At 67.7% G+C, this 20,632-nt stretch carries 18 protein-coding genes; 8 read left to right on the top strand and 10 right to left on the bottom strand.

Features of this window, described 5'->3' with window-relative positions; all coding sequences use genetic code 11:
- Positions 1-195: 195 nt before the first annotated feature.
- Positions 196-981, top strand: coding sequence for an HpcH/HpaI aldolase family protein (locus APZ15_RS03495; RefSeq protein WP_021163974.1), 786 nt, complete (start codon positions 196-198; stop codon positions 979-981).
- Positions 978-1,772 (top strand): tetratricopeptide repeat protein, encoded by a 795-nt coding sequence (locus tag APZ15_RS03490; RefSeq protein ID WP_027788854.1) that lies wholly within the window; start codon positions 978-980, stop codon positions 1,770-1,772. Before APZ15_RS03495 ends, APZ15_RS03490 begins: the two co-directional genes overlap by 4 nt.
- 108 nt (positions 1,773-1,880) lie before the next feature.
- On the opposite strand, the gene rodA is transcribed toward APZ15_RS03490, so the two are convergent.
- The 5 genes from rodA to APZ15_RS03465 all read right to left on the bottom strand — a co-directional run bounded on the left by rodA (position 1,881) and on the right by APZ15_RS03465 (position 8,173).
- A complete protein-coding gene (gene rodA / locus APZ15_RS03485; protein ID WP_027788855.1) occupies positions 1,881-3,029 on the bottom strand; it encodes a rod shape-determining protein RodA in 1,149 nt (382 codons plus the stop codon).
- Positions 3,030-3,040: 11 nt separating this feature from the next.
- Entirely contained in the window at positions 3,041-5,323 is a 2,283-nt protein-coding gene (gene mrdA, locus APZ15_RS03480) for a penicillin-binding protein 2 (protein ID WP_027788856.1), read from the bottom strand.
- Between the two features lie 112 nt (positions 5,324-5,435).
- A complete protein-coding gene (gene mreD, locus APZ15_RS03475) occupies positions 5,436-5,948 on the bottom strand; it encodes a rod shape-determining protein MreD (protein WP_009687274.1) in 513 nt (170 codons plus the stop codon).
- On the bottom strand, positions 5,945-7,003 hold the full coding sequence (gene mreC, locus APZ15_RS03470) for a rod shape-determining protein MreC (protein WP_027788857.1): 1,059 nt from the start codon (positions 7,001-7,003) through the stop codon (positions 5,945-5,947). Before mreC ends, mreD begins: the two co-directional genes overlap by 4 nt.
- 126 nt (positions 7,004-7,129) lie before the next feature.
- A complete protein-coding gene (locus tag APZ15_RS03465) occupies positions 7,130-8,173 on the bottom strand; it encodes a rod shape-determining protein (protein WP_004189550.1) in 1,044 nt (347 codons plus the stop codon).
- A 367-nt stretch (positions 8,174-8,540) separates the two neighbouring features.
- Between APZ15_RS03465 and gatC the strand changes: the two genes are divergently transcribed.
- The 5 genes from gatC (at position 8,541) to APZ15_RS03440 (ending at position 13,648) form a co-directional block, all read left to right on the top strand.
- A complete protein-coding gene (gatC, locus tag APZ15_RS03460; protein WP_027788858.1) occupies positions 8,541-8,840 on the top strand; it encodes an Asp-tRNA(Asn)/Glu-tRNA(Gln) amidotransferase subunit GatC in 300 nt (99 codons plus the stop codon).
- 65 nt (positions 8,841-8,905) lie between these two features.
- Positions 8,906-10,396, top strand: coding sequence for an Asp-tRNA(Asn)/Glu-tRNA(Gln) amidotransferase subunit GatA (gene gatA / locus APZ15_RS03455; RefSeq protein ID WP_027788859.1), 1,491 nt, complete (start codon positions 8,906-8,908; stop codon positions 10,394-10,396).
- A gap of 4 nt (positions 10,397-10,400) precedes the next feature.
- The gene (gatB, locus tag APZ15_RS03450; RefSeq protein WP_021158566.1) at positions 10,401-11,876 is read left to right on the top strand and encodes an Asp-tRNA(Asn)/Glu-tRNA(Gln) amidotransferase subunit GatB; all 1,476 of its coding nucleotides are present in this window, start codon (positions 10,401-10,403) and stop codon (positions 11,874-11,876) included.
- A 118-nt stretch (positions 11,877-11,994) separates the two neighbouring features.
- Positions 11,995-12,834, top strand: coding sequence for a polyphosphate kinase 2 family protein (locus APZ15_RS03445; protein WP_027788860.1), 840 nt, complete (start codon positions 11,995-11,997; stop codon positions 12,832-12,834).
- Between the two features lie 40 nt (positions 12,835-12,874).
- Positions 12,875-13,648 carry an exodeoxyribonuclease III gene (locus APZ15_RS03440; protein WP_021158564.1) on the top strand — a complete coding sequence of 258 codons (774 nt, stop codon included), beginning with the start codon at positions 12,875-12,877 and terminating at the stop codon, positions 13,646-13,648.
- 128 nt (positions 13,649-13,776) lie between these two features.
- Here APZ15_RS03440 and APZ15_RS03435 read toward each other — a convergent pair whose 3' ends face one another.
- Complete coding sequence (locus APZ15_RS03435; RefSeq protein WP_027788861.1) at positions 13,777-14,829, bottom strand: NAD(P)-dependent alcohol dehydrogenase; 1,053 nt, start codon at positions 14,827-14,829, stop codon at positions 13,777-13,779.
- 228 nt (positions 14,830-15,057) lie between these two features.
- Between APZ15_RS03435 and APZ15_RS03430 the strand changes: the two genes are divergently transcribed.
- The gene (locus APZ15_RS03430) at positions 15,058-16,002 is read left to right on the top strand and encodes an AraC family transcriptional regulator (protein ID WP_027788862.1); all 945 of its coding nucleotides are present in this window, start codon (positions 15,058-15,060) and stop codon (positions 16,000-16,002) included.
- 9 nt (positions 16,003-16,011) lie between these two features.
- Here the strand turns inward: APZ15_RS03430 and APZ15_RS03425 are convergent, their stop codons facing one another.
- From APZ15_RS03425 to metX, 4 genes are all read right to left on the bottom strand, one after another.
- On the bottom strand, positions 16,012-17,076 hold the full coding sequence (locus APZ15_RS03425; RefSeq protein ID WP_027788863.1) for a M48 family metallopeptidase: 1,065 nt from the start codon (positions 17,074-17,076) through the stop codon (positions 16,012-16,014).
- Positions 17,066-18,487: an AmpG family muropeptide MFS transporter gene (locus APZ15_RS03420; RefSeq protein ID WP_027788864.1), complete on the bottom strand. Its 1,422-nt coding sequence runs from the start codon at positions 18,485-18,487 to the stop codon at positions 17,066-17,068. Before APZ15_RS03420 ends, APZ15_RS03425 begins: the two co-directional genes overlap by 11 nt.
- Positions 18,488-18,583: 96 nt before the next feature.
- Positions 18,584-19,192 carry a methionine biosynthesis protein MetW gene (gene metW, locus APZ15_RS03415; RefSeq protein WP_021156285.1) on the bottom strand — a complete coding sequence of 203 codons (609 nt, stop codon included), beginning with the start codon at positions 19,190-19,192 and terminating at the stop codon, positions 18,584-18,586.
- The gene (metX, locus tag APZ15_RS03410; RefSeq protein ID WP_027788865.1) at positions 19,189-20,334 is read right to left on the bottom strand and encodes a homoserine O-succinyltransferase MetX; all 1,146 of its coding nucleotides are present in this window, start codon (positions 20,332-20,334) and stop codon (positions 19,189-19,191) included. The genes metW and metX overlap by 4 nt, the downstream gene beginning before the upstream one ends.
- Positions 20,335-20,632: the final 298 nt, after the last annotated feature.

Genomic DNA, 20,632 nt, shown 5'->3' with positions numbered 1-20,632 from the left:
TGATCGTTGCGTGGCGCCGGAAAACGCGGCCGTGCGCGATCGCGCGGCCGGCGCTGTCAGATCGGCCATCCACGGCCGACCAACGATCCAGGGCCCGGTCCTGGCGCCGCCGTGCTTCGCTGCCCGGCGTGTCGCGCTCCGCTTTGCCCGTTGCTTGTCCCGTTCGATTGCCGTTCCGTCCAGGAGGCCGTATCGATGAGCACGCTCACCAATTCCCTCAAACAACGCCTGCACGACGGCGACGACCCGTTGTACGGCCTGTGGCTGTCGCTCGGCAGCGACTCGGCCGCGGAAGCGCTCGCGCATGCCGGCTACGACTGGCTCTGCATCGACATGGAGCACGCGCCGAACGACAGCCGCGATGTTGCATCGCAGTTGCGCGCGATCGCGGCCGCCCATCTGCCGAGCGAACCCGTCGTGCGCGTGCCGGCGCGCGAGCCGTGGCTCGTGAAGCGCGCGCTCGATGCCGGCGCGCGCACGCTGATGTTTCCATGCATCGAGACGGTCGACGACGCCGCGCACGCGGTGCGGCTGACGCGCTATCCGTCGCCCGAATCGCCGGACGGGCTGCGCGGTGTCGCGGGCATGGTGCGCGCGGCAGCGTTCGGGATGCGCCGAGATTACGTGCAGACGGCGAACGCGCAGGTCGCGGTGATCGTGCAGATCGAATCGGCGCGCGGCGTCGACGAAGTCGAGCGGATTGCGGCGCTGCCCGGCGTCGACTGCCTGTTCGTCGGTCCGGCCGATCTCGCGGCGAGCCTCGGACATCTCGGCGATATCCGCCACCCGGACGTCGAAACCGCGATGGCGCGCGTGCTCGCGGCCGGCCGGCAGGCCGGCGTCGCGGTCGGCATCTTCGCGGGCGATACGGCGGCCGCGCGCCAGTATCGCGAGGCCGGCTACCGGATGATCACGCTGTCGGCCGACGTCAGCTGGCTGTTGCGCGCCACGCGGCAGGCGCTGCAGGAGGTACGGTCATGAACGATGGCGACGGCGCGTGCCGTGGGCGCGTGCAGGGTGGGGCCGGGGCGCGCAGGCGGATCGGCGCGATGCTCGGCCTGTGGTGCGTGTGTGGCGTCTATGGCGTGTGTATTGCAGCGGGCGCACCGGGCGCGCCGCAAGCGAAGCCCGATCCATCGCGCGAGACGCAGTCGGCGGTCGCCGACTACAACGCCGGCGACTATCGCGCGGCGCTGGTGCAGTTCCACGACGCGGCCGAGCGCGGCGACCGTCTCGCGCAATTCAACTACGCGATGATGCTGCTGACCGGCGAAGGCGTGACGGCGAACGTCGACGAAGGGCTGCGCTGGCTGAAGCGCGCGGCCGACGCGAACATGTCGCATGCGCAGTACGTGTACGGGCGGATGCTCGACGACGGCGAGTTCGTCGCGCGCAATCCGGCCGAAGCGCATCGCTGGTTCCTGCGGGCGGCGAAGCAGGGGCATGTGCAGGCCGCGTTGTCGCTCGCGAACCAGTTCCTCGACGGGCGCGGCACGCCGCGCGACAACCGGCAGGCATTCGCGTGGTACAAGCAGGCCGCCGATGCAGGCGAGCCGACCGCGCAGTACGTGACCGCGTCGTTCTACGAGCGCGGGGGCGACGGTGTCGCGCAGAACCTGAACATCGCGCGGGCGTATTACGCGGCGGCGGCCGCGCAGGGCGACGAGACGGCCGGGCTGAAATTCAAGGAGCTGAGTGCGCGGCTGAAGGTGCAGGGGCCGGCGTCGGGTGCCGGCGCGGAGCCGGGCGGGACGCACGCGCCGGCGCAGTGAACGGAGGTCGCGCCACACCGCGCCGCGCGGCCGCGTTCGGCAAGGACGGTCGAAAAAAACGGCGCCGCGGCGCCGTTTTTCATTCTGCGATGCGTGCGTGCCGCGCGGTCAGCTCTTCATCAACCGCCGCTGCCGCCCGACGCTCATGATCATCCCGATCGCGATGCCGAGCGTCGTGAGCGCCGTGCCGCCATAACTCATGAACGGCAGCGGCACGCCGACGACCGGCAGCACGCCGCTCACCATCCCGATGTTGACGAACGCATAGACGAAGAACGCGAGCGTGAGCGAACCCGCGAGCAGGCGGCCGAACAGCGTCGCGCCCTGCGCGGCGATATAGAGCCCGCGTGCGATCAGCGCCATGTAAAGCGTCAGCAGCACGAGCCCGCCGACGAGCCCCCATTCCTCGGAGAACACCGCGAAGATGAAGTCGGTGTGCTTCTCCGGAATGAACTCGAGGTGCGCCTGCGTGCCTTTCAGGTAGCCCTTGCCGAGCACGCCGCCCGAGCCGATCGCGATTACGGCCTGGATCGTGTGGAAGCCCTTGCCGAGTGGGTCGGAAGTCGGGTCGAGCAGCGTGCACACGCGGTGCTTCTGGTAGTCGTGCATCAGCGGCCACTGCACTTCGGGCTGGCAGATGCGATCTTCGAACACGGCGATCGAGCCGACCGCGATCACGCCCGCGACGAGCACCGGCACGATCAGCTTGAACGACAGGCCGGCGAGGTAGATCACGAAGAAGCCGGCCGCGAACACGAGCAGGCCCGTGCCGAGGTCGGGCTGCTTGGCGATCAGCCCGACCGGCACCATCAGGATCCCGAACGCGGCGATGAAGTCGTACCAGCGCAGCCCGCCTTCGCGGCGCTGGTAGTACCACGCGAGCATCAGGGGGGTCGCGATCTTGAGGATCTCCGACGGCTGGATCACGACGCCGACGTTCAGCCAGCGCTTCGCGCCTTTCTTGGTCATCCCGAACAGCGCGACCGCGACCAATAGCGTGACCCCGAACGTGTAGAGCGGGACCGCGAAGCGCATCAGCGTCGTGGGCGGGATGTTGGCGATCACCCACATCAGCACGAACGTCAGCAGGATGTTGCGCAACTGGTCCTCGACGCGGCCCGGCATGTCGATCGCCGCGCTGTACAGCGTGACGATGCCGACGCACAGCAGCAGGAACACGATGAGGGCGAGCGGGCGGTCGAAGCCCGCGAACATCTGCTTGATCTTGTCGAGCCAGGCGCGCTTGTCGAATTGCATGCCTTTCTCCGTTAATGAGCGGTGCCGGCGTCCGCCGCCTTCGCGGAGGCCGTCGCACGGTGGTTGTCGTCGCGCGGCGTGGCGACGAGCGGCTGCGCGTCACTGGCGGGCCGGCGCGGCCGGTGCGGGCGCCGGATCGGCGGCAGGCTCGCGGCCCTCGGCGCATCGGCACCGACGCTCGCCGGCGCGGCGGCGCTTGCACCGGCGGCCGACGCTTCGGAGGCCGCGGCGGCCGATGCCGCTTCCGCCGCACTGGCCGCGCTCGGCACGACCGGCTGCGGCAGCGCCGTGAAGCCGGCCGCGACGGCGGCGGGCCGGTTCGCGTCGCCGATCACCGGCGCGTTGACGGGTTCGGTCGCCGACGCCGCGGCAGCCACGGCCGCGGCCTCGTTCTGCGGGTTCTGGCGGTCGACGAGATAGAAGTCGAGCACGCGGCGCGCGATCGGGCCCGCGGCCTGCGCCCCCCAGCCGCCGTTCTCGACGACCAGCGCGACGGCGATTTGCGGATGGTCGACCGGTGCGTACGCGATGAACAGCGCGTGGTCGCGCAGGTGCTCGGCGAGCAGGTGGCCCTTGTAGTTGGAGCCTTGCAGCGAGAACACCTGCGCGGTGCCGGTCTTGCCGGCGGCGAGGTACGGCGCGCCGCGGAACACCTTGTACGCGGTGCCGGACGGGTTCTCGATCACGTTCTCCATCCCGCGCTTCACGACGTCGATGTCGGCCTGCTTGAGCGGGATCACTTCGCTTTCCTTCGGCACGGTCAGGCGGCGCCCGCGCGTGATCGGGTCCTCGATTTCCTTCACCAGGTGAGGCTTCATCACGACGCCGTTGTTCGCGAGCGTCGCGGTCGCGTGCGCGAGCTGCAGGATCGTGAACGAGTTGTAGCCCTGGCCGATCCCGAGGCTGATCGTTTCGCCGTCGAACCACTTCTGCTGCGCGGCCTTCTTGAACGCCTTCTTCTTCCAGTCGGTCGACGGCAGGATCCCGCGCGCCTCGCCCTGGATGTCGATCCCGGTGATCTGGCCGAAGCCGAACGGCTTCATGAAGTTCGCGATCGCGTTCACGCCGAGGTCGCGCGCGAGCATGTAGAAGTAGGTGTCGTTCGACACCATGATCGCCTTGTTCATGTCGACCCAGCCCTGGCCCGAGCGCACGTCGTTGCGGAACGTGTGGCCGCCGAACGTGAAGTAGCCGGGATCCTGGAAGCCCCAGCCCGGCGTGCGCTTGCCGAGCGTCAGGCCGGCGAGCGCCATGAACGGCTTGTACGTCGAGCCGGGCGGGTAGGTGCCGTGCAGCGGGCGGTTCAGCAGCGGCTTGTCGGTCGAGTTGTTCAGCTCGTCCCAGGTCTGCTGGTCGATGCCGTCGACGAACGAGTTCGGGTCGAAACTCGGCGACGACACGAACGCGAGCACGTCGCCCGTCTTCGGCTCGATCGCGACCAGTGCGCCGCGCTTGCCGGCGAACGCCTGCTCGGCGACCTGCTGCAGCCCGATGTCGAGCGACAGCACGAGGTTGTTGCCGGGCGTCGCCTGCGTGCGCGACAGCGTGCGCACCGGCCGGCCGCCGGCCGTCACCTCGACTTCCTCGAAGCCCGTCAGCCCGTGCAGCTCGGTTTCGTAGCTCTGCTCGACGCCGATCTTGCCGATGTAGTCGGTGCCCTTGTAGTTGTTCGCGTCGCGGCGCGGATCGTAGTTTTCCTGGTCGCTGTCGTTGTCGTCGCTCATCGCGTCGATGCGATCCTGGTCGCGCTTCGAGATCCGGCCGATGTAGCCGATCACGTGCGCGGCCGTCGTGCCGAGCGGATATTGGCGGAACAGCCGCGCGCGCACGTCGACGCCGGGGAAGCGAAAGCGCTGCGCGGTGAAGCGCGCGACTTCCTCGTCGGTGAGCCGGGTGCGGATCGGCAGGCTCTCGAAGTTCTTCGAGTCTTCCTGCAGCTTCTTGAAGCGGCGGCGGTCGCGCGCGTCGATCGGGATGATCTCGGACAGCTTGTCGATCGTGTTCTCGAGCGTGTCGTCGAGCTTCGACGGCGTGATCTCGAGCGTGTACGCCGAATAGTTCTTCGCGAGGATCACGCCGTTGCGGTCGGTGATGATCCCGCGGTTCGGCACGATCGGCGCGACCGAGATGCGGTTTTCCTCGGCCTGCAGCGCGTATTTGCCGTGCTGCATCAACTGCAGGTAGAAAAAGCGGCTCGCGAGCAGCCCGAAGCAGACGAACACGAACACGCCCGCCGCCGCGACGCGCAGGCGGAACTTCGAGAGCTGCTGTTGGGTGTCGTTGAATTCGGTCATGCGGTTACGATCGATCTGGCCCGCGCACGATGCGGCTGCGGGCGAGGGGCCGCCCCGGAGCGCGGCGCGCGGCGGGCGTGGAGGCGGCGGGTAGTCAAGGCAGGCCCAGGGTTCAGATGGGGCGCGTATCGTCCGGATCGACCGGGCGGCGTTGCGGCATCAGCAGCAGGTGGCTCGCGATCGGCCACAGCGCGGCCTCGACGAAGCCGTCGACCAGGTAGCGCCAGCCCGGGAACGCGGCGCCCATCACGAGGCGGATCACGAACGGAACGAGCTGCGCGACGACCAGCAGCGGCGTGACGTACAGCACCTGCACGCCGATCGGCATCCACAGCACGCGACGGTGGATCGTGATCGCGCCGTACGACAGCAGCGTATAGGCGAGCGCATGCTCGCCGAGCAGCCCCGCGTCATGCACGTCCATCAGGATGCCGAGCGCGAACGCGACGCCCATCCCGACCTTGCGCGGCTGATGGATGTTCCAGAACAGCAGCACGAGCGCGACGAAGTCGGGCACGCCGGGCAGGCGGCCCCACGGCATCAGGTTCAGCAGGAACGCGGCGGCGAGGCTGAAGACGATGAAGTACGGATTGACCGGCTGCAGGATGTATTGCGGGCGATTCATCGCTGGGCTCCTGGTTGCCCGGCCGCGGGCTTCGCGGGCGCGGCGGCGGGCTTGGCCGCAGGCGCAGGCGCGGCAGGCGCCGGCTTGGCGCCGGGCTGGGCCGCGGCGGCCGGCTTCGCGCCGGCGTCGGCCTTCTCGCCTTTCGCGGCGGCTTTCGCGCCTTTCTTGCCCTTCGCGTTCTTGTCGGCGGCCGGATCGGGCTCGGCCGGGCGCGGCGGGATGTCGTTCTGGTAATGCAGCACGAGCATCTGGCGCGCGCCGCGCACGGCGGCGATCGGCGCGCAGGTCACGCGCGCGAATGCGGTATCGGCGAGCTTGTCGACGCGTACGACCTTCGCGACCGGCAGGCCGGGCGGATAGACGCCGTCGAGGCCGCTCGTGACGAGCTCGTCGCCGACGACGAGATCCGCGCTCGTCGGCACGAAGCGCAGGTCGAGCGAATCGCCCTTCGGCGTGCCGTAGATCACGCTGCGCAGGCCGGTGCGCAGCACCTGCACGGGAATCGCGAGATCGCGGTCGGTGACCAGCGTGACTTCGGACTGCAGCGGGAACACGCGCGTGACCTGGCCGACCACGCCGTTCTCGCTGACGACGGGCGCGCCGTTCTGGATGCCCTGCTGCGAACCCTGGCCGATCACGATCTTCTGCGTGAACGGATCGCTCGTGTCGTACTGGATCTCGGCCGGCGTCGATTGCGTCGCGATGTGCTGGCGCAGCTCGAGCACGGCGCGCAGGTGCGCGTTCTCCTGCGCGAGCACGGCGGCCTGGTTGGCCTGCGTGGACAGCTGCAGGTTGCGCTTGCGGAGATCGTCGTTGTCGTGGCGCAGCGACGCGCCGGTGACGGCGATGTCGGCCGCGCCCATGAACAGGTCGCGCGGCACGAGCGCGGCGCGCTGCAGCGGATAGAGCACGGTGCCGAGCACGCCGCGGACGATTTCGAGCGTGTTGAAGCGCGCGTCCGACACCAGCAGTGCGATCGCGACGGCGACGAAAAAGATGAGCCGCGCGAGCGCGGGCGGGCCTTGCTTGAAGAGGGGCGGCGGACTGTATTCCATGGTCGGCGCCGGGCGCGAATGATCGGTTAAATGAAGCTCAGACGCGCAAACGGCGCGGCGGTTCGTTCTGAATGAGCGAGCCGGCCACGCCGCGGGTGCGTCATGTCAGGAAGACTGCCTAGACGATCACTCGTACGAGAAGATGCTGCCCAGCTTGTCCATGCGCTCGAGCGCCATGCCCGAACCGCGCACGACGCAGGTGAGCGGATCTTCCGCGACGAGCACCGGCAGGCCGGTTTCTTCCGCGAGCAGGCGATCGAGGTCGCGCAGCAGCGCGCCGCCACCCGTCAGCATCATCCCGCGTTCGGCGATGTCGGCGCCGAGTTCCGGCGGCGTCTGTTCGAGCGCGATCTTCACCGACGACACGATCTGGTTCAGCGGATCGGTCAGCGCTTCGAGGATTTCGTTGCTGGAGATCGTGAAGCTGCGCGGAATGCCTTCCGACAGGTTGCGGCCCTTCACTTCCATTTCCTTGACTTCGGAGCCCGGGAACGCGGAGCCGATTTCCTTCTTGATCGCCTCGGCGGTCTGCTCGCCGATCAGCATCCCGTAGTTGCGGCGGATGTAGTTGACGATCGCTTCGTCGAACTTGTCGCCGCCGACGCGCACCGAGCCTTTATAGACGATGCCGCCGAGCGAGATCACGCCGACTTCCGTCGTGCCGCCGCCGATGTCGACGACCATCGAGCCGGTGGCTTCCGACACCGGCAGGCCTGCGCCGATCGCGGCCGCCATCGGCTCCTCGATCAGGTAGACCTGCGATGCGCCGGCGCCGTGCGCGGCTTCCTTGATCGCGCGGCGCTCGACCTGGGTCGAGCCGCACGGCACGCAGATGATGATGCGCGGCGACGGCGAGAACATGCGCGACTCGTGGGCCGTCTTGATGAACTGCTTGATCATCTGCTCGGTGACGGTGAAGTCGGCGATCACGCCGTCCTTCATCGGGCGGATCGCCTCGATGTTGCCCGGTACCTTGCCGAGCATCTGCTTGGCTTCCTTGCCGACTGCCTGGATCGTCTTCTTGCCGTTGGGGCCGCCTTCCTGGCGGATCGACACGACGGACGGCTCATCGAGCACGATGCCCTTGCCGCGCATGTAGATCAGGGTGTTTGCGGTGCCGAGGTCGATCGCGAGATCGTTGGAGAAGTAGCTGCGCAAAAAACCGAACATTCAGAATCCTGTTTCGCTCTGGGCCGGCCCTGCATAGCGAGCGCTGAGGGCGGCAGCGGAAAAAATAACAGCCTCGGGAAGCGTGGCGGAAGCGGCCGCCGCGGCGCACGAAGCTGCGAGTGATGTCTACCGGGGATCGCACGAAGCACGCACGGCTTGCCGAAGCGGGGCGAAACGGTGCGGGAAAAGGCTGCCGGGTTTGGGTCGAACGCGTAATGATACCTTATAATTTCACGGTATTTGAATCGAAACGGGCGGTATTTTTGCCGCTTCGGCCCCGATTTTTGAGGGTGGGATCGCACCCTCCAACCCCCCGCCGCAGTGCTGCTTTCGATGCATTGCGCAGTCTTGTTTTTCCGGTGATCGCATGGCCCTGACCCTGACCGATGTGAAACGCATCGCGCACCTGGCGCGACTCGAAATGGCCGACGCCGACGCCGAGCACATGCTCGGCCAGCTCAATGATCTCTTCGGCCTCGTCGAGCAGATGCAGGCGGTCGACACCGCCGGCATCGCGCCGCTCGCCCACCCGATCGAACAGATCCAGGAAGTCGCGCAGCGCCTGCGCGACGACGCCGTGACGGAAGTCGTCAATCGCGACGACAACCAGCGTCCGGCGCCGGCCGTCCAGGACGGCCTCTATCTCGTGCCGAAGGTGATCGAGTAAGCATTCGACGACAAGCGCGCCGGCCAGCGCCGCGCGCCACCCAGAATTCCCAGGAAAACCACTCAATGCACGCAAAAAGCCTGACCGAACTGCGCGCCGCGCTCGCCGCCAAGGAATGCTCGGCCGTCGAGCTCGCGCAGCTCTACCTGAAACGGATCGACGCCGCGCGCGACCTGAACGCGTTCGTCCACGTCGATGCCGACCTGACCCTCGCGCAGGCGAAAGCTGCCGACGCGGAGCTCGCGCGCGGCGCGGGCGGCGCGCTCACCGGCCTGCCGATCGCGCACAAGGACGTGTTCGTCACGCGCGGCTGGCACTCGACCGCCGGCTCGAAGATGCTCGCGAACTACGCGAGCCCGTTCGACGCGACCGTCGTCGCCCGCCTGCAGGCGGCCGGCATGGTCACGCTCGGCAAGACCAACATGGACGAGTTCGCGATGGGCTCGTCGAACGAGAACTCGGCGTTCGGCGCGGTGAAGAACCCGTGGGACACGAACGCGGTGCCGGGCGGCAGCTCGGGCGGCAGTTCGGCCGCCGTCGCCGCGCGCCTCGCGCCGGCGGCAACCGGCACCGACACCGGCGGCTCGATCCGCCAGCCCGCGTCGTTCGCGGGCGTGACGGGCATCAAGCCGACCTACGGCCGCGTGTCGCGCTACGGGATGATCGCGTTCGCGTCGTCGCTCGACCAGGGCGGCCCGATGGCGCAGAGCGCGTCCGACTGCGCGCTGCTGCTGAACGCGATGGCCGGCTTCGACGAGCGCGACTCGACGAGCCTCGATCGCGACGATGAAGATTTCACGCGCCACCTCGGCCAGCCGTGGGCGGCCGGCAACGATGCGGGCAAGCCGCTCGCGGGCCTGCGCATCGGCTTGCCGAACGAGTATTTCGGCGACGGCCTGGCCGACGACGTACGCGCGACGATCGACGCGGCACTGAAGCAGTATGAAGCGCTCGGCGCGACGCTCGTGCCCGTGTCGCTGCCGAAGACGGAGCTGTCGATCCCCGTGTATTACGTGATCGCGCCGGCCGAGGCATCGTCGAACCTGTCGCGTTTCGACGGCGTGCGTTTCGGCCACCGCGCCGCGCAATACGGCGACCTGCTCGACATGTACAAGAAGTCGCGCGCGGAAGGCTTCGGCCCCGAGGTGAAGCGCCGGATCCTGGTCGGCACGTACGTGCTGTCGCACGGCTACTACGACGCGTACTACCTGCAGGCGCAGAAGATCCGCCGCATCATCGCGAACGATTTCCAGGAAGCGTTCAAGACCTGCGACGTGATCATGGGCCCGGCTTCGCCGACGGTCGCATGGGATCTCGGTTCGAAGGGCGACGATCCGGTGCAGATGTATCTCGCGGATATCTACACGCTGTCGGTGAGCCTCGCGGGCCTGCCCGGCATGAGCGTGCCGTGCGGCTTCGGCGCGGGCGCGAACGCGAAGCGCCCGGTCGGCCTGCAGATCATCGGCAACTATTTCAACGAAGCCCGGATGCTGCAGGTCGCCGACGCGTTCCAGCGCGCGACCGACTGGCACAAGCAAGTTCCGGCAGGGGTGTAAGCACATGGCTACTCAATGGGAAGTCGTTATCGGTCTCGAGACGCACGCGCAACTGTCGACCGTCTCGAAGATTTTCTCGGGCGCGTCGACGCAGTTCGGCGCCGAGCCGAACACGCAGGCGTGCCCGGTCGACCTGGCGCTGCCGGGCGTGCTGCCGGTGCTGAACCGCGGTGCGGTCGAGCGCGCAATCCGCTTCGGCCTCGCGATCGGCTCGACCATCGCGCCGCGCAGCATCTTCGCGCGCAAGAATTATTTCTACCCCGATCTGCCGAAGGGCTATCAGATCAGCCAGTACGAGATTCCGGTCGTGCAGGGCGGCCAGATCACGATCCAGGTGCCCGCCAACGAAAAGGCCGGCAAGGAAGCGTACGAGAAGACGGTCAACCTGACCCGCGCGCACCTCGAGGAAGACGCGGGCAAGTCGCTGCATGAAGACTTCGCCGGGATGACCGGGATTGACCTGAACCGTGCAGGCACGCCGCTGCTCGAGATCGTCACCGAGCCGGAAATGCGCAGCGCGGCCGAGGCCGTGGCCTATGCGAAGGCACTGCACGGGCTCGTCGTGTGGCTCGGCATCTGCGACGGCAACATGCAGGAAGGCTCGTTCCGCTGCGACGCGAACGTGTCGGTGCGACCGGTCGGCCAGGAGAAGTTCGGCACGCGCGCGGAAATCAAGAACCTGAACTCGTTCCGGTTCCTCGAGGAAGCGATCAACTACGAAGTGCGTCGCCAGATCGAGCTGATCGAGGACGGCGGCGAAGTCGTGCAGGAAACGCGCCTCTACGATCCGGACAAGCGCGAGACGCGCTCGATGCGCAGCAAGGAAGACGCGCACGACTACCGCTACTTCCCCGACCCCGACCTGATGCCGCTCGTGATCGGCCAGGACTGGATCGAGCGCGTGCAGTCCGGGATGCCCGAGCTGCCGGCCGCGATGCAGCAGCGCTTCGCCGAGCAGTACGGCGTGTCCGCGTACGACGCGGGCGTGCTGACGTCGAGCAAGGCGATGGCCGCGTATTTCGAGTCGGTGGTCGCGAAGGCCGGCGCCGCGAACGCGAAGATCGCCGCGAACTGGTTGATGGGCGACGTATCGTCGCAGCTGAACCGCGACGGCATCGAGATCGACGCGATCCCCGTGTCGGCCGCGCAGCTCGCGCTGCTGCTGCAGCGCATCGCCGACGGCACGATCTCGAACAAGATCGCGAAGGAGATCTTCGCGACGATCTGGGACGAGAAGCCGGACGACGAAGGCGCGGCCGACCGCATCATCGACGCGAAGGGCCTGAAGCAGATCTCCGACACCGGCGCGCTGGAAGCGATCATCGACGAAGTGCTCGCGGCGAACGCGAAGTCGGTCGAGGAGTTCCGCGCGGGCAAGGAAAAGGCGTTCAACGCGCTGATCGGCCAGGCGATGAAGGCGACCAAGGGCAAGGCCAATCCGCAGCAGGTCAACGAACTGCTGAAGAAGAAGCTCGGCTGAGCATGAGCGCGCGCCTGAACCGCGCTTGACGACGGGCCGCCCCGAACCAGTTCGGGGCGGCCCGTTGCGTTTGGCGGATGCGTTATCGTATGCGTCACACCGTCCAACGGAGGAACGAATGGCGAAACAACCGTCGCTCGACGATTTCCGCGTGCCTTATTTCACGCGCGAGAAGGAAGCCGCCGCATTCAAGCTCGATGCGTTCGACCCGGCCGCAAAGCCGTTTTCGTCCGGCTCGAAGGATGACGACCGCGAACGGCTGTCGGTCGTGTCGACCGAACTCGACGTGCAGCAGGAGCGCCTGCACACGCAGCAGAAGAAGCGCGTGCTGCTCGTGCTGCAGGGGATGGACACCAGCGGCAAGGACGGCACCGTGCGCGCGGTGTTCCGCGAGGTCGATCCGCTCGGCCTGCGCGTCGTGTCGTTCAAGGCGCCGACGCCGATCGAGGCCGCGCACGACTTCCTGTGGCGCGTGCATGCGCAGGTGGCGGCCGCGGGCGAGCTCGCGATCTTCAACCGCAGCCACTATGAAGACGTGCTCGTGCCGCGCGTGCTCGACCTGATCGACGCGAAGGAATGCGAGCGCCGCTACCGGCAGATCCGCGATTTCGAGACGATGCTGGTCGAGAACGGCACGACGATCATCAAGTGTTTCCTGCACATCTCGAAGGACGAGCAGCGCGAGCGGCTGCAGGCGCGCATCGACGATCCGACCAAGCACTGGAAGTTCGACATCTCCGATCTCGACGCGCGCAAGCACTGGGACGCGTACCAGTCCGCGTACCGCGACGCGCTCGCCGCGACGTCCGCCGAGCATGCGCCGTGGTACGTGATCCCGGCCAACTCGAAGACGCACCGCAACGTGATGATCGCCGAGCTGCTGCTGCGCACGATGACCGACATGAAGCTGGAATTCCCGCCGCCGAAGCCGGAGCTCGAAGGCGTGAAGATCCGTTAAGCTGCCACCCTGTAAAACATCGAACTGAACGGAATCCGACATGATGCGAGTGATTACCGCCAACCTGAACGGCATCCGCTCCGCCGCGAAGAAGGGCTTCTTCGAGTGGCTCGGCGAACAGAACGCCGATTGCGTGTGCGTGCAGGAAATCAAGGTCTCGGCCGACGACCTGCCGGCCGAATTCGTCGAGCCGCACGGCTTCAAGAGCTATTTTCACCACGCCGAGAAGAAGGGCTACAGCGGCGCGGGCGTGTACAGCCGCCGCGAGCCCGACGACGTGATCATCGGCTTCGGCAGCAGCGAATTCGATGCCGAGGGTCGTTATGTCGAGGCGCGCTACGGCAAGCTGTCGGTCGTGTCGGTGTACGTGCCGTCCGGCTCGAGCGGCGAAGAGCGCCAGCAGGCGAAGTACCGCTTCATGGACGAGTTCATGCCGCACCTTGCCCAGCTCAAGAAGAAGCGCGAGGTGATCCTGTGCGGCGACGTGAACATCGTCCACAAGGAAATCGACATCAAGAACTGGAAGAGCAACCAGAAGAACTCGGGCTGCCTGCCGGAAGAGCGCGAGTGGCTCACGAAGCTGTTCGACGATGTCGGCTACGTCGACGTGTTCCGCACGCTCGACCCGCGCGCCGAGCAGTACACGTGGTGGAGCAACCGCGGCCAGGCGTATGCGAAGAACGTCGGGTGGCGGATCGATTACCAGATCGCAACGCCGGGCGTCGCCGGCACCGCGAAAAGCACGTCGATCTTCAAGGACATCAAGTTCAGCGACCACGCGCCGCTGACGGTGGACTACGACTACAAGAAGTGATTGCCGGCGCCGCGCCGCGCGCGTAGCGCCCGAACCCGCCGGTCGCCGGATGCAGAACGGGCCGCATGTCGAACATGCGGCCCGTTTCATTTGGGGCGGCGATCGTGCGGGCCGCCCGGCGGTGGCGCTTACTGCTTGATCGATGCCATGTCGATCACGAACCGGTACTTCACGTCGCTCTTCAGCATCCGCTCGTAAGCGGCGTTGATCTGCTGCATCGGAATCGTCTCGATATCCGACGTGATCCCGTGCTCCGCGCAGAAGTCGAGCATTTCCTGCGTTTCCGCGATCCCGCCGATCAGCGAGCCCGCGAGGCGGCGGCGCTTGAAGATCAGGTTGAACACCTGCGGCGACGGATGGTCGTGCTCCGGCGCGCCGACGAGCGTCATCGTGCCGTCGCGCTTCAGCAGGTGCAGGAACGGGTTCAGGTCGTGCTGCGCGGCGACCGTGTTCAGGATGAAGTCGAAGCTGTTCAGGTGCGCGTTCATCTGCGCTTCGTCCTTCGAGATCACGACTTCGTGCGCGCCGACGCGCTTGCCGTCCTCGATCTTCGACGGCGACGTCGTGAACAGGACGACGTGCGCGCCCATCGCGCGTGCCAGCTTCACGCCCATGTGGCCGAGGCCGCCGAGCCCGACGATGCCGACCTTCTTGCCGGGGCCGACGTTCCACTGCCGCAGCGGCGAGTAGGTCGTGATCCCCGCGCACAGGAGCGGCGCGGCGCCGGCCGGGTCGAGCGTCTCGGGCACGCGCAGCACGAACGCCTCGTCGACGACGAGCTGCGTCGAGTAGCCGCCGTAGGTGACGTCGCCCGTCACGCGGTCCTGGCCGTTGTAGGTGCCGACGAAGCCGTTCTCGCAATACTGCTCGAGCCCGTCGGCGCAGCTCGGGCAGGTGCGGCACGAATCGACGAGACAGCCGACGCCGACCAGCTCGCCGACCTTGAAGCGCGATACCTGCGGGCCGGTCGCGGTCACGCGGCCGACGATTTCATGGCCCGGCACGACCGGGTAGATCGTGTTGCGCCATTCGTTGCGCGCCTGGTGCAGGTCCGAGTGGCAGACGCCGCAGTAGAGGACGTCGATCTGGACGTCGAGGTCGCGCAGCGCGCGACGCTGGAATTCGAACGGGGCGAGCGGCGACTGCGAATCGGTTGCCGCGTAAGCGTAGGTGGTGCTCATGCAGGGGGCTCCTTGGCCGGGAAAACATCCGGCGAAACGAACTGCCGTCGCACCCTATGGCGATGCGGCGAGGCAGGACGTCATCGTAAGGAGCACGGCGCCGCGATGAAATACACGAAGGTCTGGAAGATTTGCCTATTCCTCTCGAACTGCGTGCAAACGGCCGCCAAAACGCATTCAAGATGCTACATTGCGAGCCAGATTCTCTTGCCGGACAGGATGACGCAGATGAGCTTCGAGCCCCTTTTCGCCGACACGGGCGACCGCATGCAGCGCCGCATGGTCGAGCTGCACACGCGCCTCGCGCCGAACGAGGGCGACACGCTCGCGGCGCTCGACGGCGTGCGTTTGATCCGCGTGAGCCGTCCGGGGCCGCGCATGCCCGTGCTGTACGAGCCGAGCATCATCGTCGTGTGCCAGGGGCGCAAGCTCGGTTATCTCGGCGACCGCTCGTTCGTGTACGACGCGCAGCAATACCTGGTGCTGTCGGTGCCGCTGCCGTTCGAATGCGAGACCTTCGCGAGCGCGGAGGAGCCGTTTCTCGCGATCTCGATCCGCGTCGATCTCGCGGTGATCGCCGAACTCGCGATCCTGCTCGACGAGACGCTCGGCGCGGCCGCGAGCGAACCGCTCGGCGTCTATTCGACGCCGCTCGACGCGCCGCTGGCCGATGCGGTCGTGCGGCTGCTCGAAGTGCTGGCTTCGCCGCACGACACGCGCGTGCTGGGCCCCGCGATCATGCGCGAGATCGCGTATCGCGTGCTGACAGGCGCGCAGGGCGACGCGATCCGCGCGGCGCTCGTGCAGCAGCATCACTTCGGCCGCATCGCGAAGGCGTTGCGGCGCATCCATGCGGAGCTGAGGGCCGACCTCGATGTCGAGACCCTGGCGCGCGAGGCCGGGATGAGCCTCGCGGTGTTCCACGCGCACTTCAAGCACGTGACGGCGACGTCGCCGATGCAGTATGTGAAGGCCGCGCGCCTGCACCAGGCGCGGCTGATGATGGTGCAGGACGGCGTCGGCGCCGGTACGGCGGCCGCGCGCGTCGGTTATGCGAGCGCGTCGCAGTTCAGCCGCGAGTTCAAGCGGCTGTTCGGCCGCAGTCCCGGTGACGAAGTGCGCTGGATGCGTGAAATCGGGATTCGCCCGGCCGTGGCCGATACGGACGCGTAGCGCCCGGCGTCAGCCGGTGGCGCCGCGCCGCACGACCTTGCGCCGCTGCGCGCTGATGCCCGCGTAGTCGGGCAGTGAGTCGACACGCTTGCCGATCGCCTTCGCGTAGAGCGGCATCAGGTCCGGCAGCCGGTTCAGCAGATCCTGGCGCCGCGCGGTGCTGTACGGGTGCGTGTAGATGAAGCCCGTGGCCTTGTTCGCGCGCGTCGCGGCCGCGAGCTTGTCCCACAGCGTGATCGCCGCGCGCGGATCGAAGCCCGCGCGGGCGGCGATGTCGCCGCCGATCACGTCGGCTTCGGTCTCGTCGGTCGGGTCGTAGTGGAGCGACTGCAGGCGTTCGCCGAGGTTCAGCGCCTGCGGCAGCGGATCGCCGACGCCGAACAGCGGCGGCAGCGCGGCGGCGCGCAGCGAAGTTTGCGATGCCGCGCTGAAGTTGCTGCGCGCATGTTCGCGCAGCGCGTGCGCGATGCCGTGCGCGGCCAGCACGCCGAGCTCGTCGTCGTTCAGCCGGATGCGCTCGAGCAGGCCGCCGTACACGAGCACCTTGCCGCCCGGCAGGCAGGTCAGGCGGATGTCGCGCGAGCGGATCACGTTCACGTCCCACGCCCAGTTCTTCACGCGATCGTTCCACTTCACCGAATACGGCGCGAGCTTCGTGACGATCGCGCGCAGGCGCTTCACGCGCGGCTGGTTTGCCGGCAGCAGGCGGTTGCTGTCGGCGGCCGCCTGTACGATCTGCGTGTATTCGCTCGCGGTGAGCTGCTCGAGCAGCGGCGACGGGATCAGCGTGCGGAATGCGATCGCATTGCCGTAGCGGACCTGCTGCGGTGTCGGTGTATATGCCTTCGTCGACGCGGCGGCGCCGGTCGGCTGCGCGGGTTCGGCGGTGGCCGGCGGGACGGGCGCGGCCGAAGTTGCCGGCGCGGGCGGCGTTGCCGGCGCAGCGGCCGGCGCGGAGCCTGCCGCGGCCGCGCCGGTGTCGGCCGCATGTGCGAAGCCCCCGGCGAGCGCCGCAGCACCGACGCTCCACGAAGCCGCAACGCGCGCGAGGCGGTGCAGGCGGTTACTGCGCACGGCTGGCCTCGCCGTTGCGTGCGGCGCCGTTCCACGGCGCGATCCTGAACAGCAGCAGCATGCCGGGAATCGCGAGCGCGGTGCACACGATGAAGTAGTCGAACCAGCCGATCTTCGCGACGATGAAGCCGCTCGCGGCCGACGCGAGCGTGCGCGGTACCGACGCGAGGCTCGTGAACAGCGCGAACTGCGTGGCCGTGTAGCGCGGGTCGGTCGTGCTCGCGATGTACGCGACGAACGCGGCCATCGTCAGGCCGGTCGTGAAGGTTTCGAAGCCGTAGACGATCGCGAGCGCGACGGTCATCGGGCTCAGATGCGGCGTGACCTCGAAGCCGAAGATCGACAGGAACGACGCGAGCGCATGGCTGGCCGCGACCGTGAAGTCGTAGAGCGCCGCGAGCACCGGCGAGCCGGGGCCGACCTGCGCGAGCCACGCGAAGCCGAGCGTCGACACCATCTGCAGCGCGCCGAAGACCCACAGCCCGCGGCCGATGCCGATCTTCACGAGCCAGACGCCGCCGATGATGCCGCCGGCGACGCTCGCGACGAGCGCGGTGGTTTTCGCGACGATGCCGATCTCGGTGCGCGTGAAGCCGATGTCGAGGAAGAACGACGTCGACAGCGTGGTGGCCATCGTGTCGCCGATCTTGAACAGGAAGATGAACGCGATGACGAGCAGCGCGCCGGTCCAGCCGTCGCGCTGGATGAATTCGCGGAACGGCAGCACGATCGCGTCGCGCAGGTTGCGCGGCGGTGCGCCGACCACTTCTGGCTCGCGCACGACGAGCGTCATCAGGATGCCCGGCAGCATGAACGCGCCGGTGATCGCGAACACGACGTCCCACGGCATGTGGTCGGACAGGATCAGCGCCAGCGAGCCGGGGATCAGCGCGGCGAGCTTGTACGCGTTCACGTGCACCGCGTTGCCGAGGCCCTGCTCGGTGTCGCGCAGCAGCTCGCGGCGATACGCGTCGATCACGATGTCCGAGCTCGCGCCGAAGAACGCGACGAGCGTCGTGAGCGCGGCAACCGTCCAGATCGAATCGCGCGGCGACACGAAGCCGAGCGCGGCGATCGCGCCCGCGACCAGCACCTGCGTGAGCAGCATCCAGCCGCGCCGGCGGCCCGGCCGCCAGCCGGGCAGGCGCGGGAGGTAGCGGTCCATCAGCGGCGCCCACAGGAACTTCCACGTATACGGGAACTGGATCAGCGCGAACAGGCCGATTTCCTTCAGGTTCACGCCCTCGGAGCGCAGCCATGCCTGCACGAGGTAGACGAGCGTGAACAGGGGCAGGCCCGACGTGAAGCCCAGGAACACGCAGATCAGCATGTGCGTGTTCAGATAGGCTCGCCAGCCGGGGTGATCCTCGTGAGCGGTGAGTGCGGGCGCCTCGTGTGGCGTTTTCGACATGGACTGGAACTGGGTAGCGTTGACTGATTGCGGCGGCAGCGCGCGGCGGGGGGAGCGGCGCGGGCCGGGCCCGGCGTTCGTCAACGGCCCCCCGGCTCAGCTGCGCTTGACGCGGTAGACAGCAAGACTACCACGCCAGTTCGCTCCCCATCGAATCGGCTGGCCTTCGTGCAGCACGACGCGGTCGAGGATCGTGACGCCGACTTCCGGCGCGAGCGCCTCGAAATCCTTGATCGTCAGCACCCGCACGTTCGGCGTGTTGTGCCACTGGTACGGCAGCGATTTCGACACGGGCATCCGGCCGTGCAGCACCGACAGCCGGTGCGACCAGTAGCCGAAGTTCGGGAACGACACGATGCACTCGCGGCCGACGCGCGCCGTCTCGCGCAGGATCGCGGCCGTCTGGTGGATCGTCTGCAGGGTTTGCGACAGGATCGCGATGTCGAAGCTGTGATCCTCGAACAGGCGCAGGCCGTCCTCGAGGTTCTGCTGGATCACGTTGATGCCGTTCTTCGCGCTCGCGAGCACGCCCGCGTCGTTCAGTTCGATCCCGTAGCCGGTGACGTCCAGCTCCTCCATCAGCAGCGCGAGCAGCGAGCCGTCGCCGCAGCCGAGGTCGAGCACGGTCGAGCGCGGCTCGACCCAGCGGGCGATCGTGCGGAAGTCCGCGCGCGCGGACAGGGAATTCAGTGCTTGCTGGTTCATGCCCCCACCTCGATGGCGATTCGTTCGTAATACGCGCGGAGCAGGTTGTGATAACGCGCGTCGTCGAGCAGGAACGCGTCGTGGCCGTGCGGCGCGTCGATTTCCGCGTAGCTGACCGTGCGCTTGTTGTCGAGCAGCGCTTTCACGATCTCGCGCGAACGCGCGGGCGCGAAGCGCCAGTCGGTCGAGAAGCTCGCGATCAGGTATTTCGCCTGCGTGCGCGCGAGCGCGGCCGTCAGGTTGCCGTCGAACGCCTTCGCCGGATCGAAATAGTCGAGCGCGCGCGTGATCAGCAGGTAGGTGTTCGCGTCGAAGTAGTCGGCGAACTTGTCGCCCTGGTAGCGCAGGTACGACTCGACCTCGAACTCGACGTCGAAGCTGAAGTTGTACGCGTCGAGCGCGCCGTCGGCACGGCGCAGCGCACGGCCGAATTTCTCGGCCATGTCGTCGTCGGAGAGATAGGTGATGTGGCCGATCATCCGCGCGACGCGCAGGCCGCGCTTCGGCTTCACGCCGTGCGCGTAGTAGTCGCCGCCGTGGAAGTCGGGATCGGACAGGATCGCCGAGCGCGCGACTTCGTTGAACGCGATGTTCTGCGCGGACAGCTTCGGCGTCGACGCGATGTCGATGCAGTGCGCGACGCGCTCCGGATACATCAGGCTCCACGCGAGCGCCTGCATCCCGCCGAGGCTGCCGCCCATCACGGCGGCGAAGCGCTCGATGCCGAACGCGTCGGCGACGCGCGCCTGCGCGTGCACCCAGTCCTCGACGGTGACGACCGGAAAGCGCGCGCCGTACGGCTTGCCGGACGACGGATCGATGCTCATCGGGCCGGTCGAGCCGAAACACGAGCCGAGGTTGTTCACGCCGATCACGAAGAAGCGGTTGGTGTCGAGCGGCTTGCCGGGGCCGACCATGTTGTCCCACCAGCCGGTGCTGCGCGGGTCGTCCGCGTAGACGCCGGCGACGTGATGCGACGCGTTGAGCGCGTGGCAGACGAGCACCGCGTTCGAGCGCGCGGCGTTGAGTTCACCGTACGTCTCGACGACGAGCTGATAGTTGCCGAGCGCGCTGCCGCTTTGCAAGCGCAGCGGTTCGGCGAAGTGCATGGTCTGTGGAGCGACGATGCCGATCGATTCCATTCGTTCCGCCTTATGACTGGGCAGCTAAATGGTGTCGGCGATGCGCGGAGTCGGAGATGCGCGGCTGACGACCTCTTTAGCCGCATTTGTAGTGAACCGCCGGGACAAAGACAAATCAAGGCCCCGGCCGGTTCGCGCGCCCGCAATCGAGTCAGCAAATCGGCGCGCTGCCGACCTGCCGCCAAGGAGGCGGCAGGTCGGCAAAGTATAGCGGAAATTGCGGAGGGCGGATTCGGGGGCGCTCGGGGAGGCGTCGGATCGGCCCCGCGGACGTGCAGGAGACCGGCCGGCCCTTCCG

It is taken from the genome of Burkholderia cepacia ATCC 25416, assembly GCF_001411495.1.
In the GTDB taxonomy this organism is placed as follows: domain Bacteria; phylum Pseudomonadota; class Gammaproteobacteria; order Burkholderiales; family Burkholderiaceae; genus Burkholderia; species Burkholderia cepacia.
Note: the sequence above shows the minus strand (reverse complement) of the source record. Positions and strands in the feature narration are given on the sequence as shown.

Excerpts from the sequence above, each read along its gene's own strand:
- APZ15_RS03495 (WP_021163974.1), top strand. The coding sequence starts at position 196 with ATGAGCACGCTCACCAATTCCCTCAAACAACGCCTGCACGACGGCGAC.
- APZ15_RS03490 (WP_027788854.1), top strand. The coding sequence starts at position 978 with ATGAACGATGGCGACGGCGCGTGCCGTGGGCGCGTGCAGGGTGGGGCC.
- rodA (WP_027788855.1), bottom strand. The coding sequence starts at position 3,029 with ATGCAATTCGACAAGCGCGCCTGGCTCGACAAGATCAAGCAGATGTTC.
- mrdA (WP_027788856.1), bottom strand. The coding sequence starts at position 5,323 with ATGACCGAATTCAACGACACCCAACAGCAGCTCTCGAAGTTCCGCCTG.
- mreD (WP_009687274.1), bottom strand. The coding sequence starts at position 5,948 with ATGAATCGCCCGCAATACATCCTGCAGCCGGTCAATCCGTACTTCATC.
- mreC (WP_027788857.1), bottom strand. The coding sequence starts at position 7,003 with ATGGAATACAGTCCGCCGCCCCTCTTCAAGCAAGGCCCGCCCGCGCTC.
- APZ15_RS03465 (WP_004189550.1), bottom strand. The coding sequence starts at position 8,173 with ATGTTCGGTTTTTTGCGCAGCTACTTCTCCAACGATCTCGCGATCGAC.
- gatC (WP_027788858.1), top strand. The coding sequence starts at position 8,541 with ATGGCCCTGACCCTGACCGATGTGAAACGCATCGCGCACCTGGCGCGA.
- gatA (WP_027788859.1), top strand. The coding sequence starts at position 8,906 with ATGCACGCAAAAAGCCTGACCGAACTGCGCGCCGCGCTCGCCGCCAAG.
- gatB (WP_021158566.1), top strand. The coding sequence starts at position 10,401 with ATGGCTACTCAATGGGAAGTCGTTATCGGTCTCGAGACGCACGCGCAA.
- APZ15_RS03445 (WP_027788860.1), top strand. The coding sequence starts at position 11,995 with ATGGCGAAACAACCGTCGCTCGACGATTTCCGCGTGCCTTATTTCACG.
- APZ15_RS03440 (WP_021158564.1), top strand. The coding sequence starts at position 12,875 with ATGATGCGAGTGATTACCGCCAACCTGAACGGCATCCGCTCCGCCGCG.
- APZ15_RS03435 (WP_027788861.1), bottom strand. The coding sequence starts at position 14,829 with ATGAGCACCACCTACGCTTACGCGGCAACCGATTCGCAGTCGCCGCTC.
- APZ15_RS03430 (WP_027788862.1), top strand. The coding sequence starts at position 15,058 with ATGAGCTTCGAGCCCCTTTTCGCCGACACGGGCGACCGCATGCAGCGC.
- APZ15_RS03420 (WP_027788864.1), bottom strand. The coding sequence starts at position 18,487 with ATGTCGAAAACGCCACACGAGGCGCCCGCACTCACCGCTCACGAGGAT.
- metW (WP_021156285.1), bottom strand. The coding sequence starts at position 19,192 with ATGAACCAGCAAGCACTGAATTCCCTGTCCGCGCGCGCGGACTTCCGC.
- metX (WP_027788865.1), bottom strand. The coding sequence starts at position 20,334 with ATGGAATCGATCGGCATCGTCGCTCCACAGACCATGCACTTCGCCGAA.